This window comes from Methanosarcina vacuolata Z-761, from assembly GCF_000969905.1.
Lineage (GTDB): Archaea > Halobacteriota > Methanosarcinia > Methanosarcinales > Methanosarcinaceae > Methanosarcina > Methanosarcina vacuolata.
Genome location: NZ_CP009520.1, coordinates 847,791 through 871,274, shown reverse-complemented (window position 1 = coordinate 871,274; position 23,484 = coordinate 847,791). Strand labels below are relative to the sequence as shown.

General features: G+C 39.1%; 14 protein-coding genes and 1 pseudogene. 7 read left to right on the top strand and 8 right to left on the bottom strand.

Annotation, left to right across the window (positions count from 1 at the left end):
* Nucleotides 1–82: 82 nt before the first annotated feature.
* Both MSVAZ_RS03750 and MSVAZ_RS03745 read right to left on the bottom strand, forming a co-directional pair.
* Nucleotides 83–376 (bottom strand): annotated as a pseudogene (locus tag MSVAZ_RS03750) (IS21 family transposase); the annotation flags it as partial.
* A 69-nt stretch (nt 377–445) separates the two neighbouring features.
* Nucleotides 446–781: a ribbon-helix-helix domain-containing protein gene (locus MSVAZ_RS03745; protein ID WP_048118243.1), complete on the bottom strand. Its 336-nt coding sequence runs from the start codon at nt 779–781 to the stop codon at nt 446–448.
* Between the two features lie 315 nt (nt 782–1,096).
* On the opposite strand from MSVAZ_RS03745, the gene MSVAZ_RS03740 reads away from it, so the two are divergent.
* Both MSVAZ_RS03740 and MSVAZ_RS20735 read left to right on the top strand, forming a co-directional pair.
* Entirely contained in the window at nt 1,097–2,446 is a 1,350-nt protein-coding gene (locus MSVAZ_RS03740; protein ID WP_048118240.1) for a sensor histidine kinase, read from the top strand.
* A gap of 546 nt (nt 2,447–2,992) precedes the next feature.
* Nucleotides 2,993–3,277: a hypothetical protein gene (locus MSVAZ_RS20735; RefSeq protein ID WP_198146787.1), complete on the top strand. Its 285-nt coding sequence runs from the start codon at nt 2,993–2,995 to the stop codon at nt 3,275–3,277.
* 11 nt (nt 3,278–3,288) lie between these two features.
* Here MSVAZ_RS20735 and MSVAZ_RS03730 read toward each other — a convergent pair whose 3' ends face one another.
* The 4 genes from MSVAZ_RS03730 to carA all read right to left on the bottom strand — a co-directional run bounded on the left by MSVAZ_RS03730 (nt 3,289) and on the right by carA (nt 12,353).
* Complete coding sequence (locus tag MSVAZ_RS03730) at nt 3,289–6,126, bottom strand: HEAT repeat domain-containing protein (RefSeq protein ID WP_048118234.1); 2,838 nt, start codon at nt 6,124–6,126, stop codon at nt 3,289–3,291.
* 289 nt (nt 6,127–6,415) lie between these two features.
* The gene (locus MSVAZ_RS03725; protein ID WP_048118231.1) at nt 6,416–7,603 is read right to left on the bottom strand and encodes an argininosuccinate synthase; all 1,188 of its coding nucleotides are present in this window, start codon (nt 7,601–7,603) and stop codon (nt 6,416–6,418) included.
* Nucleotides 7,604–8,034: 431 nt separating this feature from the next.
* A complete protein-coding gene (gene carB / locus MSVAZ_RS03720) occupies nt 8,035–11,247 on the bottom strand; it encodes a carbamoyl-phosphate synthase large subunit (RefSeq protein WP_048118228.1) in 3,213 nt (1,070 codons plus the stop codon).
* Nucleotides 11,247–12,353 carry a glutamine-hydrolyzing carbamoyl-phosphate synthase small subunit gene (carA, locus tag MSVAZ_RS03715; RefSeq protein ID WP_048118225.1) on the bottom strand — a complete coding sequence of 369 codons (1,107 nt, stop codon included), beginning with the start codon at nt 12,351–12,353 and terminating at the stop codon, nt 11,247–11,249. Before carA ends, carB begins: the two co-directional genes overlap by 1 nt.
* A gap of 1,026 nt (nt 12,354–13,379) precedes the next feature.
* Here carA and MSVAZ_RS03705 point away from each other — a divergent pair.
* The 3 genes from MSVAZ_RS03705 (at nt 13,380) to MSVAZ_RS18680 (ending at nt 17,213) form a co-directional block, all read left to right on the top strand.
* On the top strand, nt 13,380–14,267 hold the full coding sequence (locus MSVAZ_RS03705; protein WP_232316206.1) for a tetratricopeptide repeat protein: 888 nt from the start codon (nt 13,380–13,382) through the stop codon (nt 14,265–14,267).
* A gap of 567 nt (nt 14,268–14,834) precedes the next feature.
* Nucleotides 14,835–15,950 carry a glycosyltransferase family 4 protein gene (locus MSVAZ_RS03700; RefSeq protein WP_048118220.1) on the top strand — a complete coding sequence of 372 codons (1,116 nt, stop codon included), beginning with the start codon at nt 14,835–14,837 and terminating at the stop codon, nt 15,948–15,950.
* 399 nt (nt 15,951–16,349) lie between these two features.
* Nucleotides 16,350–17,213: a glycosyltransferase gene (locus MSVAZ_RS18680; protein WP_198146786.1), complete on the top strand. Its 864-nt coding sequence runs from the start codon at nt 16,350–16,352 to the stop codon at nt 17,211–17,213.
* A gap of 221 nt (nt 17,214–17,434) precedes the next feature.
* On the opposite strand, the gene MSVAZ_RS03690 is transcribed toward MSVAZ_RS18680, so the two are convergent.
* Together MSVAZ_RS03690 and MSVAZ_RS03685 are read right to left on the bottom strand one after the other, a co-directional pair.
* Nucleotides 17,435–18,307, bottom strand: a complete 873-nt coding sequence (locus tag MSVAZ_RS03690) for a glycosyltransferase family 2 protein (RefSeq protein ID WP_048118217.1) — start codon at nt 18,305–18,307, stop codon at nt 17,435–17,437.
* A gap of 20 nt (nt 18,308–18,327) precedes the next feature.
* Complete coding sequence (locus tag MSVAZ_RS03685) at nt 18,328–19,455, bottom strand: glycosyltransferase family 4 protein (RefSeq protein ID WP_048118214.1); 1,128 nt, start codon at nt 19,453–19,455, stop codon at nt 18,328–18,330.
* A 79-nt stretch (nt 19,456–19,534) separates the two neighbouring features.
* On the opposite strand from MSVAZ_RS03685, the gene MSVAZ_RS03680 reads away from it, so the two are divergent.
* Nucleotides 19,535–20,689: a glycosyltransferase gene (locus tag MSVAZ_RS03680; protein ID WP_048118211.1), complete on the top strand. Its 1,155-nt coding sequence runs from the start codon at nt 19,535–19,537 to the stop codon at nt 20,687–20,689.
* Between the two features lie 57 nt (nt 20,690–20,746).
* The gene (locus MSVAZ_RS03675; RefSeq protein ID WP_048118209.1) at nt 20,747–23,272 is read left to right on the top strand and encodes an oligosaccharyl transferase, archaeosortase A system-associated; all 2,526 of its coding nucleotides are present in this window, start codon (nt 20,747–20,749) and stop codon (nt 23,270–23,272) included.
* The last annotated feature ends 212 nt before the right edge of the window (nt 23,273–23,484 follow it).

Below are 23,484 nucleotides of genomic sequence, written 5' to 3'. Positions count from 1 at the left end.
CTTCCCCTAATACGTTTGTTAAGAAACGAGTTATGAAAAGTAAAAGCAAAAACCTCGTGGTTTTTGTAGATTTATAAGGAGTTTTTACAAAATCTGTTACTATAGTTTCTCCTCCATCAAAGCTCATATTCTGGATTTCACAATAGAGACAAGCAGAGGCACAGGAATCTTCATAAATCCTTTTGAGTATGTAAGGTTTATACGGGTCAAGTTTACTGGGTCTTGTTAGACATTTATAAGGTTCAGGCTGCATCTTCAGATTGAGATATTTCCTCACAGTTTTCCTATCGTGATTTATTTGTCTGGCGATTTCACTGATACAGAAACCTTGTGAATACAAATCTCGCATCAGTAGCCATTCCTCTGTTTTAAGCATTATTTATGATCCTCAATATTTTCTTGAGAATTGGAAATTGGGGAATTTTAATCCGGCTAAAATGAGGAATTATTCACTGGCATTGACATCTTTTTCTAATCCTGTATTTTTACTTATGTCCTCTAACTCTTTATACAAAAGAATACCCAGCGTATCTTCGGGACTGAGGTTTAATTTTTCAGATATTTGGGTAAGTATTTGAGCGTTTTTTTTCGATAAAAAAACAGGTTCTACCTCTGTTTTACCCCAGTGTAAAAGTACAACTTTCTCGATATTCATTTTTTTTATTTGTTTAACACAAAATTCAATCCCGTGACTTCGGCTGCTGAATATTTTTTCGTCACATAATTTATCAAGCCATCGTGCCAGATCATTGTCCATTGAAATAGTAAATCGCTCTTTCATTACTAAATCATACTGTTGCCTCTAATATAAACAATTCTATGATTTTAAACCCAATACAAAACTATTTATGTGAATTATTCATCATATAGTATGAAATATTCACCAAATAAGATGAACTAACTTAGATAAAAATATCAATATAGTTTAGATTTTCCAATCTAAAAAGAATCATAATAGAAAATGAACCTCAATTGATTCCCGAAATATTCTTTTTTCGTTTTATGGAGTAATTGCTATATAATGTAGTGAAAACTTCACTACATTATATATACATTTTAAAGAACTATATATCAAGTTAAGAAATGGAGATCATAAATGGCCAAAGTCGTAAAGAAAAAAGAACAAATTAACGCCACAGTATCTCCATGGATCAAGAAACAGTGCCAGGAACTATCTAAAACTCCCGAATTTTCTAGCATTTCCGATGTAGTATCTCTAGCATTATCTGAATTTTTTGGAAAATACGAGTATATAAAGACTAAGGAATTAAAGGAACATGAGACTCGAATTCCTGATTTACTTGAAATCCTCATGAAAACTAAAGAAGGTAAAGAATGGCTTAAATCTGTTTATGAGATCGAAACTAAAAAAATGAATTATTCAAGAGAAAAAAATTGTCTTTTAGAACAAAATATTGAAGGTGTTATAGGACTCAGAGTAAAAGAAAACTTTGTACCAATATTCATAGATGGAGATCTAGAAGGCGTCACAGGTTACGATAAAGAAGACTTTCTTTCCGGTAAAATTAAGTGGGTAGAAATAATCACACCCGAAGATCGTTTATTAGCTTGTGAAAACTTAAAAAAAGCCATGTATGAGTCCGATTTCTCTACCGAAATAGAGTACAGAATACTAAGAAAGGACGGGGAAACAAGATGGGTTCTGCAAATTTTCCAGAAACTTCCAGCAGACTCCAGATCACAGGGATGTGTACAAAGTTTAATTCGCGATATTACAAAAAGAAAAGCTGCAGATTTTACCCTTAAAAAAACGTATGAAGCTCGTATAAAAGAAATCCACCACAGGATCAAAAATAACTTGCAAGTAATTTCGTCTCTTCTCAGCCTAGAAGCTGACAGATCTACCGATGCAAAAATGCTTGAAGCATTTCGGGAAAGCCAGAATCGGGTTACCTCCATGGCTCTGATTCATGAAGAACTCTACAAAGGAGAAGAAGTAAATAATCTTGACTTTGCAGATTATCTCCAAAAACTCACGAATAATCTTTTTCATTCATACAGATTAAGAAATGAGGAAATCAGCCTGAAGCTTGAACTTGAAAAGATATATCTGGACATGAATACCGCAATCCCACTCGGAATTATTGTCAATGAACTGATCTCAAATGCTCTGAAGTATGCTTTTCCAGCCCAAAAAGGCGGAAAAATCGATGTAAGTCTTCATACAATAGAAAAATGTGAAAAAATACATAAAAGTGTCAGAAACTCAGGAACAGAACAAAACTGTATAAATAAAGAAAAATTTCAGTTTATTTTGATAGTATCCGATAATGGTAATGGATTTCCGGAGGAGAGCGATCATCAGAATACGGATTCTCTCGGGCTCCAGATTGTGAACATTCTTGTTGAACAAATAGAAGGTTACATTGAACTTAAAAGGAATAATGGAACTGAATTCAGCATTTACTTTAACAAATTGGTATAGAGCTCTTTTTATTTACTTTAGCAAATTGAGACTCTGGTTCAAAATCCAGTGATTTTTGCATTTTTTGATTGAAAATCTGAATTAGCAAGAAAAATCAGGTTTTCACCAAGATTAATATTCGATATCTAAAGATCTCAATCCCTAAGTTGTATCACAAGGATTGTGACCAATTACAAAATATAGTGATTTTGAATTTTACATTTATCACTAAATTTTGATAATGAGTCTATGCAGGGCCTTTTTGAAGAAAGTGATCTTTCCTTTGGGGATTTTCTGATTGAAGTGGGCTCTTCTTCATGTTCATTTCAGTTTTAATATATTTTTCCGGCCGGCGGATACTGGAATCTTCCCCAAACACGTTTGTTAAAAAAACTGAAATCGAAAAAACGCAATTTTTGTAGCTTTATAAGAGACACTTGATAGAGTTTTTTGATTTATGTGATTTTTTATTGTGAGGAAATTTTCCAAAGAAAAATAATTTTTTCTTTCTTCGTTGAATCTCCAAATATTGAAAAAGTTAAAATGTTCTCGCGAGTATAATGAACTATGAACTGGTTTACGGATATTCCTAAAGGTGTTTTGTTAATTTCCTCGATAATTTTCATAATAGGAGTAATAGTGTTTATTAATAGTCTTGATATCGATGATTCAAGGAACTCAAACCAAAATTTAAAGAAGACTACTGAGTATTTGACTGACAATATAGTTCCCACAGAAATTAATTGGATTTCTTGGCTCGTAGTTAAATTGTCTAAACATCCATTTCTCTTACTTGGCTCAATTTTAGTAACTTTGTGGTTTTTTGGGTATTTCCTTCCCAAAGATAGTTAACTTAAATATTTTTATGGTATCGACTCAATCAAAGCCCTCGTATAAGCCGCAGCAACAACAGCCGCATACTGCTGCCATTCATCATTTTTGTGAGAATCACAATAATCGCAGATGCCTCTTACTACCAGATATCCAACTTCATGATTCCATGTCGCATCAGCAATACCTGAAGCCTCCATTTCAATGGCTTTGACACCGAATTTGTCTCTTAATTTGTCTCTTGCTTTAGGATCTTTTTGAAGTATATTTGCAGAAGCGATTGATCCGATAAAGACGCGAGGTTGCCCCTTTATCCTTTTGGGGTCTTTGGGATGGTTTATTATATCTTTTTGGCTGTCAGAGCAATACAGAATATCTTTATCTTCAGATGGGCGAATGATTTTGATTATAGAAAGAGATTGGTCTATATATTTTTCCCAGGGGCGATTTCCAAGAATTTCTTCGGCTTCAAGATATCTCACTGCATCCAGCAAACTAGCACTTGGAGGTCTTGGAGGATTTCTATGCGTAATATCTTCAATTTCCTGCTTTATAAAATCGTATTGGACAACCCCATTTTCACTTGATACAACTATATCTCCCAGACGAACGTGATCATCAGCCTTATCTGGATATGGAACACCTCCGGCTATGCCGACCATGATAATTGATTTTACATTTGGAAAGTGTTCAAGAAGAATAGATGCCCTTGTTGCAGCAATGTTATTTCCCATGCCTACGGTTGCCAAAACTAAGTTATGTTTATCTCCTTCTTCAGAAAGTATTTCTCCTAAGCAGTATCTTCGGCCTGCTCCAGAACCTTGAATCTTATATTTGTCATTTTTGTTTTCCATCAAAATATTAACTGCTACATATTCCTTTGGTAAAGCAGTAATAATTCCAATTGTAGGTTTAACTCTCTCAGGATCAATCATAATTTTAGGTAACTCCTTAAGAAGATCAGGAATACTGCGAAGCAATAAATTTAGATCTTTTTGGTTTTCAATTTCTTTTATCTTTTCAAAAATGTGCTCATTTTCTGGGAACCTTGGAACATTTGATTTCATAAAGGTAAGTAAGTCCTCTGCGTCAAGTGCCATTTCTTCTTCAGTACCAGCTTTCCATCCTTGTACTTTTCTTTTGACAGCGCATGCAATTTCTTCCGTATCAGTACCTTGAGATTCCCGGCACGCGATTTTTGCTTTTTCTTGGATTTCTTTGAGGAGAAATTTTAGTTTTCGGTCAAGTATCCGCGAGCCAATTCTCATCACTTTTGTAGCGGATGGTACTGCTTTTTCAGTATTCTTCATTAGTTCCTCCGCTCGCTCACAGTATTTCCTGTAAAAGTCAAGTTCTTCTTTCTTTTTTTCTAGACTCATGTTTTCTAAATTTTGGACCTCATTCAATGCGCTCATGAGACTTTCTATTATTTCTAAGAGTAATTTTTTGTTCTTTGACCCTCTTATCTCGTTTTTTGCTTCTATAAGGTATTTTTCAACCTCTCCTTTAGCATCTCTATTTTTAGCAAAAATTATTGTATAAAATGAACTGTAAAAAGGAAAGCAAAACTTAGAAGGGTTATCCCAATTGGGTTCTTTAGCTGCTTTTTCAAAAAATTCAACTGCTTTTTTCAGTTCATCAAGGTAGACTTCTTCATCCTTAGACTGAGATGCATTGTAAATAGAAATTCTGCCTAAAGAGTGATATGCTTTAATTCGAACAGACGTATCTTTATCTGAAGTCAGTTTGTGTAAATCTTGTAATGCTTGTTTTTTATCTGGAACATATTGGAAGGCCATTCCAATTGCTTTTGCTAACTCAGATCTCACATCACTACTTTGATCTGAAATTAATTTGACTAAGTCTTCCCATGCCTTTTGTTTATTGGGAACATATTGAAAATTCTTTTTAAGCCCCTCTGCTACTCTATTACGTACATCACGGTCTTTATCTGAGGTCAATCTAACTAAATCTTCCCATGCCTGAGTTTTATTCGGAACATATTGGAAAACAACTCCTACTGCCTCTGCTGCCTTCCAACGTACATTGATTTTTTGATCCAAGGCCAATCTAGCTAATTCTTCCCATGCCTGATTTTTGTCAGGCACATATTGAAAAACAGTTCCAATCGCCTTTGCTGCTACCCATCTGATATCACTATCTTCATCTGAAGTCAGCCTGTATAAATCTTCAGAAGCCTGTTTTTTGTCAGGTACATATTGAAAAATAATTTCAAGTACATCTACTACCCTCCAACTTATATAGGGATCTTTATCTGAAATCAATCTGATTATTTCTTTCCATCCCTGATTTTTCTCCGGTACATATTGAAAAACAGTTCCCAATGCATCTATAACTTCCCAGCGCAAATCACTATCTATATCTGATGTTAATCTAACTAACTCTTCCCATGCCTGCTTTCTATCCGGTGCATATTGAAAAATAGTTCCAATTGTCTTTACTGCTTCCGATCGCACATGTCTGTCTTTATCTGCGGACAATATGGCTAATTCTTTCCATGCCTGCTTTTTGTCTGGTGCATGCTGAAAAACAGTTCCAATTACCTTCGCCGCTGCCCATCTGATATCACTATCTTTATCTGAAGTCAGCCTGTATAAGTCTTCAGAAGCCTGCTTTTTGTCAGGTACATGTAAAAAAACAATTCCAAGTATATCTGCAGTCTTCCAAAGCAAATTGACGTCTTTGTATGAAGTATAAATGTATTTATCTGAAATCAGTTTGACTAATTGTTCCCATACTTTTTTTTTGTCAGAAAGATATTCGACATCATTAATTAGTTGATGTAACCCCTTTTTGCGTTCTTCTGGGTTTTTACTATTACATTTTTTATCGATTTCTTCCTGATCCATTAATATTTACACCATTAACTCCCTAAAACCACAAGATAAATAAATTATTCTTTTTAATTCTTTCCATTTAAATTTTTAACTTTCCGGAAAATTTACGTTTATGCCTCTGCTTTAAGTTTTAAGAATTCGTTCCGGAAATCATTTGTTTTCATAAATGAATACTTTAGCTACCTAAAAAACATATTGACTAACTTCTTCAGAATAAATTAAAAAACGAGATTGGATTGAAGTCAAATATCTCAAAAAAGAGAAAAAGAAGCCTATTCCTTAAAAAGGAACAGACAAAAATTCACTGCTTATCCATCACTTTCCTGTACATCCTGGCCTGGAACCCGTGATACTTCGCAAACCCTTCTGCATCCTTCTGGTCAATGGTCTGGCTGTCAAACGAAACCAGGTCCTCGGAATAAAGGGCATTCGGCGAACTGCGGGCAAGGATCGTAAGGGCGCCTTTATAGAGCCTGACTTTCACTGTACCTGTAACCCTTTCCTGGGACTTGTCGATAAAAGCGTTCAGGTCGGCATAAAGCGGCTCGTCCACAAGCCCGTAATAGGCAAGTTCGGACCACTGGTCATCCACGATCTTCTTGAACTTGAGTTCGCTGCGGGTCAGGACGAGTTTCTCAAGGTCGGCGTGGGCCGCCAGAAGAACAGTTGCAGCCGGGTGCTCGTAGTTCTCGCGGGCTTTTAAGCCGAGCACGCGGTCTTCAATCATATCGGTTCGACCAACGCCGTTTTCGCCTGCGATTTCATTCATTTTCTTCACAAGGGCGTAGCCGCTCATTTTTTCGCCGTCAAGGGAGACCGGAACTCCAGCTTCAAAACCGATGTCAACAATCCTGGGCTGGTCAGGGGCTTTTTCAGGCGAGGTTGTCCACTCGAATATCTCTTCCGGCGGGACAAAAGATGGGTCTTCAAGCCTGCCGCCTTCAATGCTGCGGCTCCAGATGTTTTCGTCAACGCTCCAGGGCTTGGACTTTGTGACTTCCACCGGGATTCCGTGCTCTTTTGCGTAGTCGATTTCCCACTCGCGGGTCAGGTTCATTTCCCGCATAGGAGCGATAACGTCCATGTCAGTCTGGCGGAAAACAGCTTCAAAACGGAGCTGGTCATTGCCTTTTCCTGTGCAGCCGTGGGCAAGGGCTACTGCTCCTTCTTTCCTGGCAGCCTCGACCACTTTTTTCGCGATCAACGGGCGGGCAATTGAGGTTCCCATTACATAGCCTTCGTAGCTTCCGTTGGCTTTGATCAGGGGGAAGACGTAATCGTTAACGAACTCTTCCTTTGCATCAATCGTATAATGCTTGTTGCTGATCTTCTCTGCTTTTGCATCTGCCCGCTTGATTTCCTCTTCAGGCTGCCCGACATCGACTGAAATTGTAACTACTTCGTCGTAACCGTACTTTTCCTTGAGGATGGGGATGCACACCGAGGTGTCAAGCCCTCCTGAATATGCAAGTGCAACTTTCTTTGCCATGCTTTTACTACCCCTTGTTTAACGGATAACGGATATATGATATGATAAGAACCAAAAGATTGACATGCCAATCCAGTGACACGCTAATGGATTGATACATTGCGGATTGACTTGTTAATAGATTTACGTGTTAACGGATCAGTAAGTTCAGTAAGTTCAGTAAGTTCAGTAAGTTCAGTAAGTTCGCTAGGGTTAATAAGGTTAATAAGTTTAATAATTTTGGCAACAGGATATCTAATTCCTGTATATTTAACAGCCAGCGGCTGGTAGATTCAAAAACTGATTATGTTTTGCCGGAGGATGGAAAGCCACCCTGCCGGCTGTGATTCACATGTAAATTTTCTGTTGGCCGATGTTTTGAATTGAGCAGTACTCTTCAACAGGTACCCTTAAAGAGTTACCTGCTGACAGCTCTTTTTCCTTGATTTATCTTACTGTTCCATCTCTTTGTGGTACTCATTGATGGACTTGATCGTAAGTTCCTCGCCCTTCTTCATAGTTTCAATGGCATCGGCTGCGGCTATTGCTGCCTGCATTGTGGTAATGTACGGGACCTTGAAATCAACCGCAGCCCGCCTGATCCTTGAACCGTCCCTGCGAGACTGTTTGCTTGTTGGGGTATTGATAATAAGGTCAACCTCATCCCTGCGCATCATATCTATGACATTCGGGCTTCCGTCATGGACCTTTTTCACGACATCCATGAAGACCCCGTGCTGTGCAAGATAGTTTACAGTGCCCTGTGTTCCCATAAGTTCAAGGCCTGCTGCCTGCAGTTTCTTTGCAACGTCCACGAGTTCGGTCTTGTCAGCGTTCCTTATGGAAAGGAAGACTTTTCCTGTAAGAGGCAGCACATTGTCGGCTGCAAGCTCTGCCTTATAATATGCCCTTCCGAAATCGTAGTCAATCCCCATGACCTCGCCAGTACTCTTCATCTCCGGGCCGAGTACAGGGTCTGCACCTGGTAACTTATCGAAAGGCAGGAGGACTTCTTTAATTGAGACATGGTTGGGTTTTGGCTCGTCCGTGTATCCAAGGCTCTTTAAGCTGTGTCCTGCAATTACCTTGGCTGCAATCTTTGCAAGCGGGATTCCAACGGCTTTTGAAACAAAAGGAATTGTCCTGCTTGAACGCGGGTTTGCTTCAAGCACATAGACCTTCCCGCCTTTCTCTGCCATCTGTATGTTAATCAGCCCTTTGACCTTTAGGGCAAGAGCTATCTTGCGGGTATAGTCCCTTACCTGGTCAAGAACCTCAGGCGAAAGACTCTGGGGTGGAATTACACAGGCCGAGTCTCCGGAGTGAACACCGGCTTCCTCAATGTGTTCCATTATTGCGCCAATAAGCACATCTTTCTGGTCGCAGACTGCATCCACATCAATTTCAGAGGCTGCCTCAAGGAAATCATCAATCAGTATTGGGTGTTCATGAGAGACCCTGACTGCCTCTTTCATATAGCGTTCAAGGTCGATTTCATCGTATACGATTTCCATTGCCCGCCCGCCGAGCACGTAAGAAGGACGCACAAGTACAGGGAAGCCGATCCGCTTCGCAACCTCAATTGCTTCCTTATGGGAAGTTGCATATCCGCCTTCAGGCTGTGGAACGCCAAGCTCCTGCATAAGGATATAGAACTTTTCCCTGTCTTCGGCAAGGTCCATGTCATCAGGGTCCGTCCCCAGGATCACGGTATTAAGGTCGGTCCTGCGCTTCAATTCCTGCTTAAGGGGAATTGCAAGGTTTACCGAAGTCTGCCCTCCAAACTGCACAAGGACTCCATCAGGTCTCTCACGCTCGATTACGTTCATCACATACTCAAGGGTCAGAGGTTCAAAAAAGAGCTTATCTGAGGTATCGAAGTCGGTAGATACGGTTTCGGGGTTGTTATTAATAATGTGGGTCTCTATGCCTTCTTCCCGAAGAGCAGTAACTGCGTGCACAGTACAGTAATCGAACTCGATTCCCTGTCCAATCCTTATCGGGCCTGCACCAAGGATAAGAATCTTCTTCTTATCTGTGGCATTTGTCTCGCAGTCGTCTTCGTAAGTAGAATAGTAATAAGGAGTTGCTGCCTCAAACTCGGCTGCACAGGTATCTACCATCTTGAAGGTAGCCAGGATTCCGGCTTCATGTCTTAGGTCACTTATTTCCTGCCTGGTCCTGTCAGTCAGCTCGGCAAGGCGGGTGTCCGGGAAACCCATCCTTTTTGCTTCACGCAGGAGGTCAGGAGTGAGTTCTTCTGCCCTTATGCGCTTTTCCATATCCACGATCCTTTTTATCTTTGAGATAAAGAAGGGGTTGATGCTCGAAAGCTCGGCAATTTCCTTTACCGACATGCCCCTCTCAAGTGCATCAAAGATAACAAAAAGGCGTTCACTTGTAGGGGTTTTGAGGAGAGTTTTAGTTTCAGGCTCGTCCCAGTGCTTATTTCCTAACTGGTTGTCGATATCCAGGGACTTAAAAGCCTTTAGCAGAGACTCTTCAATAGTCCTGCCAATTGCCATGACTTCTCCCGTACTTTTCATGGCTGTAGTCAGGGTTTTGTCTGCGGTTGTGAACTTGTCAAAAGGCCACCTGGGAATTTTGGTAATTACATAGTCCAGAGCAGGCTCAAAAGAGGCAGGGGTGCTCTTAGTAACATTGTTTATGATCTCATCAAGCGCCATTCCGATTGCGATTTTTGCAGTTACGCGGGCAATCGGGTAACCTGTAGCTTTGGATGCAAGAGCTGATGACCTTGAAACCCTCGGATTTACCTCGACAACGCGGTAATCGCCTTCTTTTAAGGCGTACTGGATATTGCACCCACCTTCGATTTTGAGAGCTCGGATAATCTTGATTGAGGCACTCCTGAGCATCTGGTGCTCAGCATCACTTAAAGTCTGGGAAGGGGCAACAACTGCCGATTCTCCTGTATGCACGCCCATGGGGTCAATATTTTCCATGTTACAGATCACGATGCAGGTATCGTTTGCATCTCTCATGACTTCATATTCGACCTCTGCCCAGCCAAGCACGCTTTCTTCAATGAGCACCTGGTTGATGCGGCTGCGCCTGAGCCCGCGTTCCGTGATTTCAAGCAGCTCTTCTTTTGTGCGGGCAATTCCGCCTCCTGCACCACCGAGGGTGTAAGCCGGACGGACAATTAGGGGAAGTCCGAGTTCCTCGACAACGTCTTCGGCTTCTTTTAAAGAATTAACTGCCCGGCTTAAAGGAACCTTTTCTCCGATCCTGAGCATGGTCTCTTTGAAGAGTTCCCTGTCTTCAGTGTTTTTAATGGCTTCAACAGGGGTCCCCAGGATCTCGACATTATATTTTTCAAATACGCCCTTTTCTGCAAGTTCACTGGTAATATTAAGGCCGGTCTGTCCTCCAATGCCTGCAATAATCCCGTCTGGGCGCTCTTTTTCAATAATCCTTTCTACTATCTTGGCATCAAGGGGCTCGATATAGACCGAATCAGCCATTTCAGGATCGGTCATTATGGTTGCAGGGTTTGAGTTTACAAGGACAACCTTTATCCCTTCCTCTTTTAAGGACCTGCAGGCCTGGCTGCCTGAGAAGTCGAATTCCGCAGCCTGTCCTATAGTGATTGGCCCTGAGCCTATAAGCAAAACCTTCTTTATGTCCTCACGTTTAGGCATTAAATCTCACCTCCGAGGACATTTACAACCTTGCCGAAGAACGTTTCCTCGGTATCCATAGGCCCTGCCTGGGCTTCGGGATGGAACTGTACACTGAAAATATCCAGGTCTTTGTGGGAAACCCCTTCTACGGTTTTGTCATTTGCATTCAGGTATTTTACATAGAGCCCTGTGCCGTCAAGAGAGTACGCATCAACTGCATACCCATGGTTCTGGGAAGTTATGAAAATCTTGTTTTCAATCAGGTCCTTTACTGGCTGATTTCCTCCCCTGTGCCCGAATTTCAACTTGTAGGTTTTTGCTCCCATAGCAAGGGAGATAATCTGGTGCCCGAAACAGATCCCGCAAACCGGAATCGTACCTGCAAAAGCCTTTACGGCATTGATCGCATCCGTTGCTTTTTCGGGATCTCCTGGCCCGTTTGAGATAAAAAGGAGGTCAGGTTCGTAACCTGCAATTTCCGAGGGTTTTGCAGTTGCAGGAACCAGAGTGAGGTCAATTCCCCGCCTGTGAAGGTTGTTTATGATATTTCGTTTTATCCCGAGGTCAACTATAACCGCATGTTTGCGTTTGCTGCCTCCTTTCCAGGCACCTTCTGCTCCGGGAATGAAATATGGTTCTTTACAGGTTACAAGGGAGATAAGTTCCTCATCCGTGAGCTGTGGAGAGTTCCTTGCTACATCAACAGCCTCTTCCCCGTCGTCGCTGCCTGTGATAAGGGCTGCCCTCATGGTCCCACGCTCCCTTGCTCTGATAGTGAGCATCCGGGTGTCCACGCCTTCAATCCCCGGCTTTCCTTCATCCTCTAAAAATTTGTGGATCGAACGGGATGATTTATAATGATAGGGCTTTTTGCAGGCCTCCCTTACAACAAGCCCTTCCGCATGCATGTTATCGGACTGGACGCGCTCCCCGCTGACACCGTAGTTTCCGATAAGGGGGTAAGTAAACATTAAAATCTGACCCTTGTAAGAAGGATCTGTTAGAGCCTCCTCATATCCAGTGAATTGAGTGGTAAAAACAAGTTCGCCGCAAGCTGTGCCTTCGGCACCAAAACCGGTGCCCCTAATAACTGTTCCGTCTTCTAAGCCTAGTACTGCTTTCATCATCTGAACCTGCGAGTAAATGTCATAAGACATGTATAAGTGTTGCGATGAATTTCCCTACTCTCTTAATTACGGGTATTTTTTGAGTTTATTAATATATAAATATTTCAATGAAACTCTATACCCAATAAATAGACTTTTCCAGCCTGTTTAATGTTCCATTTTTCAACTCAAGAGCTTTCTAAATTTCAAACTGTTTGAAATCTGATAATCTCCATATAAAATGAAAATGTTCGAAATCTTTGCCGCAACTGAAAATAAGACCTTTACCCCAGGTATCTCATACAGCAGGATGGAATTTAGCAGGCTCATTTTAGAGAAAAAAACTGAGAAATCAGGAATGCTGCATATAATCCATTATTTCACCTTTAACCTTAGGGCAGAAGTATCAAAAGAGAATTATACCTGGAAAGGGAAAAGCTTTTCCAAATTTCACAATCAGAGAAAAACGGAAAGAAAAAACAGAAAGAAAAAACGGAAAGAAAAAATGGAAAGAAAAAACAGAAAGAAAAACTGAAAAGTCGTACTCTCTTTTTCTTCATCCTGTGCTTTTCTATTGCGAGTAATCTATAATATTGGCCGGCTTCTAATGTAAAATAAATAGCTTTCAGACAAGAAAATTCCTTAACCGATGACCAATTATATAATTTTATAATATATAAATGGACTTCAGGCTTCTGTTTTCTTTATACAATTCAAATTTAGTTCTTGTGTTTATTGATTACTGACATATTTCATTTTACCCCAGGTTAATGCGTCAAAACAATGTGTTTTTTGCAATAAAATACAGTATTTTAGCAGAATCTATCAAATTAGGGTCGTATTCTTGATCTGAATTACCGTATTCTAAATTCTGCTTAACTAAAGGAACCTGTCCAAAAATGATTTTTAAAAAACGCACATGATCTCCTTTGAATAACATGCACAACCAATGAAAGTGCTTGCAGATAGCAGTATTTTCATGCAAATTATTAATCTCATACTTATTTTAAGTAGCTGTGAACATAGACATAAAAGAGGCAAAAAATGGTAAAAATGGCAATAACGGCAAAAATTGATAAACTGACAAAAACGACAAAAACGGCAAATACCCTTAAGGAGCTTAACAGGTCGGCAGAAGAAAACTGCAAAAAAGGCAGAATTTCCTTTAAGGTAGGGAAGTTCGAAGACGCACTTGCTGCCTATGGAGAAGCAGCTGATGCCTGGAAAGAAATGGCAGATATGCTTTTCGAAAAAGGAAAAGAGGCCCGAGGGAAAGAGTTTCTTGATAAAAACCTGGAGACCATATCATGTTACGGGATGGTTCTTTTCAAGCTTGAAAGATATGAAGAAGCTCTGGAGATTGTTGATTCCGCCCTTGAACTTAAGCCTGAAAACCCTACCGAGTGGTCCAACCGGGGTTTCGTGCTCTCAGCTCTGGACCGGAACGAAGAAGCCCTTGAAGCTTTCGAAAAAGCGCTTGCATTTGACCCGAAATCCTCCAAAATCCTGACTAGCCAGGGCATAGTATATTTCAGGATGGGGCTTCTAAAAAAAGCTCTTGAGACTTTTGACGAAGCCCTGGTAATCGAACCCGGGAAAGCTTCGGACTGGGCCTGCAAGGTTCCCAGGTTCAGTTTCTTATCCCGAAATGAAGCACCTATTATGAAGCCTGACAATGCTGAGACATGGTACTGGAAAGGCAACGCACTTCTTGAGCTTGGAGAAAAGGAAAAAGCCCTTAATGCCTTCAGGAACGCTCTTGAAAACGACCACGAACACCTCAACTCTCTTCTTAGCGGAGGGGATTTGCTCTGCGAATTTGCTGAGTACGGTGAGGCTTTCAAGTGTTATATACGGGCCCTGAAACTCAGCCCTGGAAATGAAGCCGCTGAGAAAGGAAAAGAGTTTTGTGAAGAGAAAATTAATGAGTGATTATAAAAGCACATTCAAGCTTAATTTCTGGCTCTTTGCTATCTCTATGGATAAAATGATTTTCAATTCAAGATCACATGGTTTTTATGAGAATATTATGAGGATAGCCACACAAAACAACGAAGAGCCATTTTCTATTTTTGGTTTGGGTATTTTCTAACTGAGCAGTTATTATCAACCCATTCCAAAACTCAGAATTTGCTTCTTAGACTTTGTATTTCGAGTAATCAACTAAATTCATGATCATGAAAAAAAATTCTGAAAACTTCCAGCAATTAAGAATTTTGAGATAGGCTCATTCATAAAAAAAGGCCATAGACTGTATATTAAAGTTAGATTCATGCAAAAAAAATAATATCAAATAAAACAGATTTCAATTTCCTAATTACTCAATTTTTGATGCTTGGCACGACATTAGAAGGATATGCATATATTGTCAAATACTGAACTTTAACTATATCCAGATTAAAACTTTGTCTTCATGAGATGTCTTCGAATTGTTAGTTGTAAACATAGCATTCTTGACTATGACCTACTTACTCCAAAATCAAATTATGAAGTGAAAACATGAATGTACTATATGATTACTCAATATTTCAACTTCAACGTTATGGAGGAATCTCCAGATATTTCTATGAGATGATAAGTTGTCTCTCTATGAAGAATGAAATCAATGTCAATTTATTTGAAGGTTTTCACATTAATGAGTATGAATTTCAGAAGAATAAAGAGAATTTTGGACGGTATCGCGGGTATAAAACGTTTCCTTTTCCAGGTAGCGGTTATTTATTCGACACATTGAACAGAATATGGTTTAATCACGTTTATGATGATTTTTCAAATTTAAATATTTTTCATCCAACTTATTACAGGGGAGATTTAAGCAGGTTCAAAAAATCACCCGTAGTATTAACAGTACACGATATGATTCATGAGTTATATAGTGACCAATATAGTAAAAATGATCCTGAAATGAAGTACAAAAAATTATCAATTAACTCTGCTGACGCAATAATCTGTGTTTCTATGAATACTAAAGAGGACTTACTCAAGTTTTATGATTTTCCTGAAGAAAATATCTGGGTAGTCTATCATGGAAGTTCTCTTAATAGATCTATGCTTCTTGATCCTGGAAGAATTGTCAATGAAGATATTATGAAGAAACCCTACTTTTTATACGTAGGAAAGCGAGATGGATATAAAAACTTCTTAATGCTGCTGGATGTTTATGCCACTCGTTTTGCAGATGATTTTCATCTCGTTTGTTTTGGAGGAGGCAAATTTAATGAAACAGAACTGGGTATACTTAATAAACTCAAGCTTTCGAGTAAGGTTATTCAAGTAGATGGTTCTGATGAATTCTTGGCATCTTTGTACAAATATGCATTCTGTTTAATTTATCCTTCTTTATATGAAGGGTTTGGTATTCCCCCCCTTGAAGCTATGTCTTTAGGGTGCCCGGTAATTGCAAGCAAGACCAGTTCAATTCCTGAGGTGGTTAGAGGAGGAGGAATATTATTCGATCCGTTTTCAAAGGATGATTTAATTCGTTCAATAGATTCATTAATGAACCCAAATATAAGATCTCACTGGATATCAAAGGGATTTGAACAGGAAAAAAAATTCAGTTGGAATAGAACTACAAATGAAACACTTAACGTTTATGAATCTATAATATCCTAACATTTTAAATTATAAGTTATTATTATGGGGTCTTCCAGTTATTTTCTAGGAAACAGGTTTTCTAGGAAACAGGTTTCCAATTAAGAAAAGTTATGTATGCAAATGATATGGCTGAAGCACATATATATTTGATAGAAAATTATAACTCTAATGAAATATAGGAGTTTATCAACACTGGGATGGGAAAATTCATTATAAAGTAATTAGCTGAACTGGCACAGCATAAAAAGGTAAAATTGTGTAAAATGCATCAAAGCCTGATGGAACTCCACGAAAACTTCTTGATGTCATAAAGCTTCACAGCCTGGGCTGGAAAGATAGAATATCTTTGAGGGAAGGAACTAAAAGTGTTTTCAATGAGTGCCGGAAAACTTTGAAGGAACGACCCTTTATCTGATAGTGGATGTGAAGAAAAAAATGAAAATCTCAATAATAACTCCGTCTTTTAATTCTGAAGAATATATCCTGAATAACCTGAAAAGTGTTCATCTGGATCAAAAAGGTGATTTTTCAGTAGAACAGATCATTGTCGATGGAGGGAGTAAGGATAAGACTATTGATATTATTAACACTTTCAGGGACTCTCACAAAGCTGATATTAAGTTAATTGTCGGTAAAGACAAAAGCATGTATGATGCCATAAATAAAGGCATAAAAGCAATGTCTGGAGATATATGGGCTTGCTTAAACACTGACGATGAATATAACCCTGAAATATTCTCAGTAATTGTTGAGGAATTTAGAAAAAACAAGGATGTAGACGTTATATATGGTTATATTGATAACGTTGATGAAAACGGAAAGTTCCAATATACCTCATACTTACCTCAATTTGACCTGGATTTCCTCGTCTTAAGCCGTGGATGTCGTTGTATCAATCAACCTTCTACTTTTTTAAAAAAGACAGTTGTGGAGAGAGTTGGATACTTTGACCTTACCTACAGGTATGCATCAGATTATGATTATCTTATTAGAGTCGGAAATCAATGTAATGTTAAACGGCTAAACAGAAGTTTTACAAAATTTATGGTTCGTGGTTCTTCCCTGTCATCTGGAACAGGTTCAAAAACAACTCTTGAAAAAGAGGCAGAAACGATTTCTAAATTTTATATTGACAAATACGGGATTAAACCTAAAAATCTATATATTCAATATTTGGGTTTTTGTTTAAATCACATAAGACCAAATAACTTACCTTATATCCTTAAAAAGCTCCCAAAAATAACTATCCTGGTTTTGACCCTAAAGATTTTTAGATATTAACTGAGCCTCTGGCCACAAAAAGGAAATATTAATGGCACTACAACCCAAAAAATCTCAACCAGAGTGGGAGATTGAATCGGGTGAGAGATTGAATCGAAAAAATAATGTTTTCATATTTTTCCTTCACTATTCCATTTTTGTTTATTTATAATTAGTCGTGCTGTTTAATCTGATTGTATTAGTGTAAGATCTGATTGTATTAGTGTAAGAATATACTACAGTCACGGTTTTTTGTATAAATTTTTAAGCAACCTGAACCCAACGTTTGCTATAAAACAAGGCACCATATACATTGCTTTAATCCCAAAAATCCTGATCAAAAATACAACATGGTTTCGCATGTGATAATAATAAAATTTAAACTCATTTGACTGCCTTGACCCACCTGTTTTTATTTTTCGGTGTTCAGATGCGGCTTTTGGTTGAAAAAAGAATTTATAACCTGCTTTGCGCAGCCTGAAGTTCAGGTCGGTTTCTTCCCTGCTGTATGTGCCTTTGTATGCTTTTTCTTCGTAGCCGCCTATTTCTTCCAGGGCGCTCCGATTATACAAACAACACGCGTGACCCGTGACAGTTTCCTGAACTTCGTTAAAGTCCTCAGTATAATTATTATATACTTCGCCTGTCCACTTATTAAAAACAAAGGGCAATTTTTTTTCAGTAGCTTCTTTTTTATGAAGGTCGGCATTAATGTGTGAAATCGGGTTATCTTCAAGTAACTTTGGAACCACTGCTCCGACTTTAATTCCTGATGAAACAAGCGAATTGTACGTATTTACCAGGGTTTCAACACAGTCAGGAAAAAGAATTAAGTCATCTTCTATGAAGAAAATAAGGCTCCCTTTGGCTAAAGATAAACCAATATTCCGGTTGCTCGGAGTTCCGTGGTTAACTTCATTTATTTTGGCTTTAATACGCGGGTCGAGTTTTGTACATTCTCTAACAACAACAGGAGTTTCATCTTTAGAACCATCATCAGAAATAATTAACTCCCAATTAGTATATGTCTGATTCAGTACTGAATTAATGCATCTTTTTATCAATTCAGACCTGTTATAAGTCGGTAAAATTATGGATACAAGCTGTTCTTTCATGGAAAACTTTCCGTTAGGTATTACTGATTAAAAGTTGACTCATAGACCGTTATTATTTTTTGAGTTACTTCATCCCAGTCTATTATCGAATACAAGCCATAATTTTTCTCGTCTACCTTTTCTTGTTCGTTCTTACTTTGTCTTCTTTTATTTTCCATTAAATCTTGCAATGCTCTTACGACCTTCTCCTTTGAAACCGGATTCTCAATCCCAATACAGTTTCTTCCGTCAACAAACTCCTCAAGTGCACTCCCTTTTGCCACTATACAGGGAATTTCTGCAGCCAGTGCCTCAGCAACCGTTATTCCATATGCTTCATGAGAAGAAAGCATTAAAAATATATCCGCATCTGCATAGCGTTCAAGAAGTTCTTTTCTTGACAGATCTTTTAACCATTCAACCCTTGCTTCCACCCCTGAACTTTTAGCCATATTGCGAAGCTCAGCTTCGTAAGGCCCCTTTCCAATGATTCTCAACCGGAAATCCTGAAGTTCAGGCAAACTCTGAATAATGTACTGTACCCCTTTATATTCTTCCAGGCGGCCCACATAGAGAAGAATCTTTTCTCTTTCAGCGTTCCTGTTTAAGCTTTTTTCCGGCTGCCTCAAACCTTCAAACTCTGTAAGGTTTATTCCGTTAGGGATCTTTACGGTTTTTGCGGCAACCTCAAAATCGGATTCTACAAGTTTCTTTTCATACTCTGAGACACATATTACGGAATCTGCCCTGGAGAAGATAATCTTTCCAAAAAGCCTGTACGGCTTGTGCAGTAAATCGCGGAATGCGGTATGGCCGTGCCTGTGATAATGCGGCGTAAACACAAATTTTCCGCTGTGCCTGCTTAATGATGCGAAAAATGCAGGAAAAGCATGATAACTATGGGCATGAATTATATCGTAGTCGTGCTTTTTGAGATAAGTATAGATTTGAGGAGCGAAGTAGTACGCATTTCCCGGAGCAAAAGATCTGAACCTTATAACCCTTACTCCATTTATTATCTCTTGTTTTCTCAATTGTCCCGTGGGATCGGTTGTTATAACCTCCACATCGTGCCCTGCTTTAACCAGCCTTTCACTAATTTCTTTGACATGAGTTTCCACTCCACCTATGTCAGGAGAATAACGGGGACATATCTGGGCTATTTTCAAGGCTGAACCTCTTTTATACTGGAATCTATGTGGAGTAATGCATTAGTTTAATATAAAGATACTGTGATAGTTTAGGCAAATGACATCTAATAAAAGCGTTTGCATAGTCGGACCTTCGAAACGTTTTTTGAGCGGTATCAGTTATTACACTATCCGTCTGGCAAATGCCATGTCTGTGGAAAAAGACGTCTCAGTAGTTTGCTTTCGGCAGTTGCTTCCAACTTTTCTGTTTCCCGGAAAATCCCATGTTGGAAAGAATATTTCTGACCTGAATTTTTCACCCGGGATACCTGTCTTTAACGGCATGGACTATAACAATCCACTGACCTGGATTCAAGCATACCGCTTTCTTAAGGCACAAAAACCGGATATTATAGTTTTGCAGTGGTGGACTTCCTCGATTGCGCATATGCAGCTTCTGCTAAAGATATTTGCAGGTTTTCTGAATAAACCTAAAATAATTATAGAATTTCATGAAGTTGTAGATCCTTTTGAAGAATCAATACTTCCAATCAGGTTATACTCAAAAATAACAGGAAAACTGCTGCGTAAAAACCTTGATGCATATATTACTCATTCCGAGTCCGATAAAGAGCTTGTTGCAAAAAGATACTCTATTTCCCCTGAAAAAATTCATGTGATCCCACATGGACTTTATGACCAGTACGGAGAATTGCTTGACATAAAAGAAGCAAGAAGAAATCTCTCGATAAAGGACGATTTCGTTATACTTTCTTTCGGGTTAATTCGAAAATATAAGGGAACTCCCTACCTCATCAGGGCCTTCGAACAACTGCCCCCTAAAATTCTCGAAAAAAGCCGGTTATTGATTGTCGGGGAAATCTGGGAAGACCGCAAGGAATTACTTGACCAGATTAAAGCTTCTCCTTTTCATGATAAGATTACACTTGTAGACGAATATGTTCCTGACGAGAAAGTAAACCTGTATTTCAGTGCTGCCGATGTAGTAGTCCTGCCTTACCTGAGAGCTTCTCAGAGTGGAATTGCGCATATCGCCATGTCTTTTGGAAAGCCTGTTGTTGTTTCCGAAGTAGGTGGCTTAAAAGAATCAATGGCTAACTATGAAGGCACTTTTTTCGTACCCCCTGCGGATATCGATTCTATCAGAGAAGCTATTCTCAACCAGTTCGGAGAGAGAAAGCACTACGAAGCTCCTGATCAGAAATGGGATAGAATTATAAACTGTTACATAGAATTAATACAATCTATTTAATTTTCTTTTTCATAATTATACCGTAATTTATAATGTTTAATTTATAAAGGGGATACTATGAATTCTCAGGATCGTCCTGTATCGTCATTAAAGGATAAAATCAAATCCAGCTGGCCTTATACTCTGACAGTTGCGATAATCGGTTTTGTGTCTCTATGGATTAGAATAATCCCATCAGACAATGTAATTTTTCCTGGCGGAATTGTGAAGTTCACGACCAATGATGCGTGGTACCATATGCGTACCCTCTTCGTTCTGCTTGAAAATTACCCCCACAGGATGTTTTTCAATCCCATGACCAACTATCCTAATGGGAGTTACATACATTTTGGTCCATTGTTTGATCAAATGATGGCTATTACGTCCCTGATTCTTGGAATGGGAAATCCCAGTTCTCAACTGGTTAACACTATAGGAGCCTATTTCCCTGCCGTGCTCGGAGCCCTAACTGTTATTCCGGTTTACTACATAGGAAAGTACCTTGGTGGACATAAAGTTGGGATTCTGGCTGCGATCATGATTGCATTTGCTCCAGGGCAGTTTCTATCCCGTTCAATGATTGGCTTTGCAGACCATCATGTTGCCGAATCGCTATTCAGCACTTTCTTCATGATGTTTTTCATGCTGGCCTTGATTTCAGCAAAGGAGAAAAAGCTTCATTTTGAAGATGTGTTCAATAAGAAATTCAATGTCCTGAAAGAACCTCTTATATACTCAGTTATGGCTGGAATCATGTATTCAGCGTACCAGCTTTCCTGGCCAGGAGGCTCGCTTTTCTTATTTATCGTTCTTGTTTACGCAATATTTCAATATATTCTTGACAATTTCCGGAATGAGTCCAGCGACTACCTTGGGTTTACAGGTGTAGTCACTTGCCTGGTAAGTACAATACTCATCCTCCCCTTTGTCCATCCAGATATGGGTTTTTCTCTGTACTATTACTCCTGGTTCCATGTAGTCACCGCTCTTGGAGCGATGGTGGGTTTTGTGGCTTTGAGTTTCATTGAAAGGGAATTCAAAAGAAAGAAAATAAAAGCTTATTATTACCCTTTTCTAATCCTCGTAGCAGGAATTCTCGGGCTTATAATTGCAAAAATCGTATCTCCATCACTGTATTCCCTGATTATACATGCACCAAACACTGTTTTCGTAATTCAACAGGGAGGACCTTCCACAATAGAAGAAGCTTCGTCTATATTCTTACCATATGGCACTTTTACTATGGAAAAAGTCTATTTAAATTTTACTGCTACGGGATTTTTTGCGTCTCTTCTCGGGATGCTTATACTGGCTGCAAACCAATTCAGAAAACCAAAACCCGAGGAATTACTGGTTCTTGTCTGGAGCTTCTTGATATTCCTTACAATTTATGGCCAGAACCGTTTTGCATATTACTATTCAATAAATGTTTCAGTCCTGAGTGCATATCTGGGAGGACTGTTACTTGAAAAAGTAAAATGGAGTGAACTTGACCAGAAGTTCAAAAGTACTGTAAAGTCACCCGCAGATATTCCAGAGGCATTGAAACTCGTCAGAGTAGAGCAGGTTCTAGCAGTCCTGCTTATAGTGGTATTTCTAATTTATCCAGTATATGGATCTGCAATTCCATATACAAAAATGGTATACGGGCAGCCTATCCAGCCCTGGGAAGATGCTTGTACCTGGCTTCGCTCAAACACCCCGGACCCTGGGATGGACTACAATGCCATTTATGAAGCTCCGAAAAACGGAGAACTTTTCAATTATCCTGATACTGCCTATGGTGTTATGTCCTGGTGGGACTACGGGCACTATATAGAGACAATAGGGCATAGAATGCCAAACGCGAACCCGTTCCAGGCAGGAATAGGAGGCCGCACATCAAGCATTAACGAGACAAATCGACCAGGTGCTACAACGTTTCTTACAGCCCCATCTGAAGAAGAAGCAAGTGCAGTACTTGAAGCCATAGACCCGAGGCCCGACAAAGCAGGTGCAAGATACATAATGTCTGATGCCAGAATGGCTACAGATATATTCTGGTCAATTGCTACCTGGACTCTTGATAATAAAGGGTACACCCAGGTATACTTGATAGATAAAGAGTATAGGTCCCTGCCTACCACTCGATATTTTAATACAATGGAGGCAAAGCTGCATATTTTTGACGGAAATGGCTTGAAGCAGTATCGTATGATTCATGAGACTAAGGCCTACCAAACCAATGAGCTACTGTACAAACAGGTATACAATTACTTTTATGGAGGTAAACTCTCGGAGGTAGATACAGGCTATGTCAAGACCTTCGAGTACGTTAAAGGTGCAAATGTAACAGGCACGGCTTCCCCCAATGAAACCGTGAATATAAACACGACAATTCTTACAAATCAGGGGCGAACCTTTGAATACTCGCAGTCAACAACTGCAGACTCTCAGGGAAAGTACGAGCTCACAGTGCCTTACTCCACAGAAGGTCCGATTGTAGGCGAAACACAATTTGATACTGCACCTTCAGGACCATATTTATTGAGTTATGGCAATACGACAAAAGAAGTGAAAGTAAGTGAAGAAGATGTATTAAAAGGAGAAGAAATAAAGGTTTGAACAGTATAAGAATAATACAGTTAGTTAATTTCACATTTTTATTTCTTTTACCTTATTTTATTTCTTTTACCTTATTTTATTTTTTTTACCTTATTTTATTTCTTTTACCTTATTTTATTTCTTTTACCTTATTTTATTCATTTTACCTTGTTTTATCCTTAATTCCCAAATTTTAAGCGCATACTTTTTGTATCCCTATTTTGCTCATTTAA

Excerpts from the sequence above, each read along its gene's own strand:
- MSVAZ_RS03740 (WP_048118240.1), top strand. The coding sequence starts at position 1,097 with ATGGCCAAAGTCGTAAAGAAAAAAGAACAAATTAACGCCACAGTATCT.
- MSVAZ_RS03690 (WP_048118217.1), bottom strand. The coding sequence starts at position 18,307 with ATGAAAGAACAGCTTGTATCCATAATTTTACCGACTTATAACAGGTCT.
- MSVAZ_RS03700 (WP_048118220.1), top strand. The coding sequence starts at position 14,835 with ATGAATGTACTATATGATTACTCAATATTTCAACTTCAACGTTATGGA.
- carB (WP_048118228.1), bottom strand. The coding sequence starts at position 11,247 with ATGCCTAAACGTGAGGACATAAAGAAGGTTTTGCTTATAGGCTCAGGG.
- MSVAZ_RS03705 (WP_232316206.1), top strand. The coding sequence starts at position 13,380 with ATGGTAAAAATGGCAATAACGGCAAAAATTGATAAACTGACAAAAACG.
- MSVAZ_RS03730 (WP_048118234.1), bottom strand. The coding sequence starts at position 6,126 with ATGGATCAGGAAGAAATCGATAAAAAATGTAATAGTAAAAACCCAGAA.
- MSVAZ_RS03745 (WP_048118243.1), bottom strand. The coding sequence starts at position 781 with ATGAAAGAGCGATTTACTATTTCAATGGACAATGATCTGGCACGATGG.
- MSVAZ_RS03725 (WP_048118231.1), bottom strand. The coding sequence starts at position 7,603 with ATGGCAAAGAAAGTTGCACTTGCATATTCAGGAGGGCTTGACACCTCG.
- MSVAZ_RS20735 (WP_198146787.1), top strand. The coding sequence starts at position 2,993 with ATGAACTGGTTTACGGATATTCCTAAAGGTGTTTTGTTAATTTCCTCG.
- MSVAZ_RS03680 (WP_048118211.1), top strand. The coding sequence starts at position 19,535 with ATGACATCTAATAAAAGCGTTTGCATAGTCGGACCTTCGAAACGTTTT.
- MSVAZ_RS03675 (WP_048118209.1), top strand. The coding sequence starts at position 20,747 with ATGAATTCTCAGGATCGTCCTGTATCGTCATTAAAGGATAAAATCAAA.
- carA (WP_048118225.1), bottom strand. The coding sequence starts at position 12,353 with ATGAAAGCAGTACTAGGCTTAGAAGACGGAACAGTTATTAGGGGCACC.